Source organism: Herbaspirillum sp. B65, from assembly GCF_000333555.1.
In the GTDB taxonomy this organism is placed as follows: Bacteria; Pseudomonadota; Gammaproteobacteria; order Burkholderiales; family Burkholderiaceae_D; genus Herbaspirillum; species Herbaspirillum rubrisubalbicans.
The window spans coordinates 1-1974 of the sequence record NZ_BADI01000393.1 but is presented as its reverse complement, the minus strand read 5'-3'; the positions used below and the strand labels follow the sequence as shown (position 1 = coordinate 1974).

Annotated in this window: 2 protein-coding genes; both read left to right on the top strand. The window is 66.0% G+C overall.

Annotated features, from left to right (window positions below; genetic code table 11):
- Positions 1–7 precede the first annotated feature (7 nt).
- Positions 8–1150 (top strand): MlaE family ABC transporter permease, encoded by a 1143-nt coding sequence (locus I5W_RS09590; protein ID WP_252716970.1) that lies wholly within the window; start codon positions 8–10, stop codon positions 1148–1150.
- A partial coding sequence (locus I5W_RS09585; RefSeq protein ID WP_252716969.1) for an ABC transporter ATP-binding protein occupies positions 1144–1974 on the top strand: 831 nt, incomplete at its 3' end. The genes I5W_RS09590 and I5W_RS09585, both read left to right, overlap by 7 nt.

Here is a 1974-nt window from a genome sequence, read left to right as displayed (position 1 = left end):
GTCATTCCTGCCTGCCTTGACTACCGCCGCCACCTTCCGCCTCGACCCATCCAGCCCACCGGTGCTGCACGTCGAAGGCGACTGGACCCTGTCCAACTTCCGTAGCCTGTCGCGCCAGATCGCGCAGCAGCGGCCAGCCATCGGCGACGATCTGGTGTTGACGTTTTCTGCACTGAGCGCTTTCGATACCGTGGGCGCCAAGCTGCTGGTGGATTTGCTGGGGGTGCCGATGGCCCTGCGCCAGACCGGCGAAGACAGCAATCTGCCACGCGCCTGGCGCGGCCTGCTGGCCACCGTGGCCGACGCCAAGGCCATCGCCATGCCCAAGGCCGCCGCACCACGCCAGGCCTGGATCACCGACATGCTGGAACGCGCCGGCATAGCCACCCTCAACCTGCGCGGATGTACGCGCGACTTGCTGGGCTTTACCGGACTATGCCTGCAAACCCTGGCCAGTTCATTCTGGCGCCCCTCGCGCTGGCGCTTCACGGCCGTGGTGGCACAGGTGGAACAGACCGGGCTGGATGCGGTACCCATCGTTTCGCTGCTCACCTTCATGGTGGGAGCGGTGGTGGCCTTCCTGGGGGCCACCGTGCTGGCCGACTTCGGCGCCAGCCTCTATACGGTGGACCTGGTGGCCTTCTCCTTCCTGCGCGAATTCGCCGTGCTGCTGACCGCGATCCTGATGGCCGGGCGCACCGCCAGTTCCTTTACGGCGCAGATCGGCTCGATGAAGGCCAATGAAGAAATCGATGCCATCCGCGCCCTCGGCCTGGACCCGGTCAACCTGCTGGTGCTGCCGCGCCTCCTGGCCCTGCTGGTATCCATGCCGCTGCTGACCTTCATCGGCATGATGTCGGGTCTGCTGGGCGGGGCCATGGTGTGTGCGCTATCGCTGGACATCAGCCCGACCATGTTCCTGTCGCTGGTACAGCAGGACGTGGGCATACGCCACTTCGTGCTGGGCATGGTCAAGGCACCGCTGTTTGCCTTCGTGATCGCGCTCATCGGTTGCAACGAGGGCTTCAAGGTCAGCGGCAGCGCCCAGTCGGTGGGCGAACACACCACCTCCAGCGTGGTGCAGTCGATCTTCGTGGTGATCCTGCTCGATGCGCTGGCGGCCCTGTTCTTCATGGAGATGGGATGGTGAACGCAAACGCCACCAATGACACCAACAACACCGACAGCACCGTCGACAACATCATCGACGTGCGCGGCCTGCGCAACCAGTTCGGCGCACAGGTGGTGCACGACCAGTTGGCGTTGCAGGTGCGACGCGGCGAAATCCTGGGCGTGGTGGGCGGCTCCGGCACCGGCAAGTCGGTCCTGCTGCGCAGTATCGTCGGCTTGCAGCGCCCGGCTGCCGGGCAGGTAAAAGTGTTCGGGCAAGACCTGTCGGCCTTGTCCAGCGAAGTGCGCTCGCGTTATGAGCGACGCTTCGGCGTGCTGTTCCAGCAGGGCGCGCTGTTCTCTTCCTTGACCGTACTGGAAAACATCGCCCTGCCCCTGACCGAATACGGCGGCCTCAATGCCGAGGAAGCGCGTGGCGTGTCGGCCATGAAGCTGGCCTTGGCGGGCCTGCCCATTGCCGCCGGCGACAAGTATCCGGCCGCGCTCTCGGGCGGCATGATCAAGCGCGCCGCGCTGGCCCGCGCCCTGGCGCTGGACCCGGACATCCTGTTCCTGGACGAACCCACGGCCGGACTGGACCCCATCAGCGCCGCCGCCTTCGACCGCCTGATCCTGACCCTGCGCGATGCGCTGGGGCTGACCGTATTCCTGGTCACGCACGACCTCGATACCCTCTACGCCATCTGCGACCGCGTCGCGGTGCTCTCGGCCAAGCGCGTGCTGGTGGCCGACCGCATCGAAACGGTGGCCGCCTACGATGGCCGTCACCAAGGGCTATGCCATCGGTTCGGCCGGGCTGGCGGCGCTGGTGCTGTTTGCCGACTATACCCATGCGCGGAATCG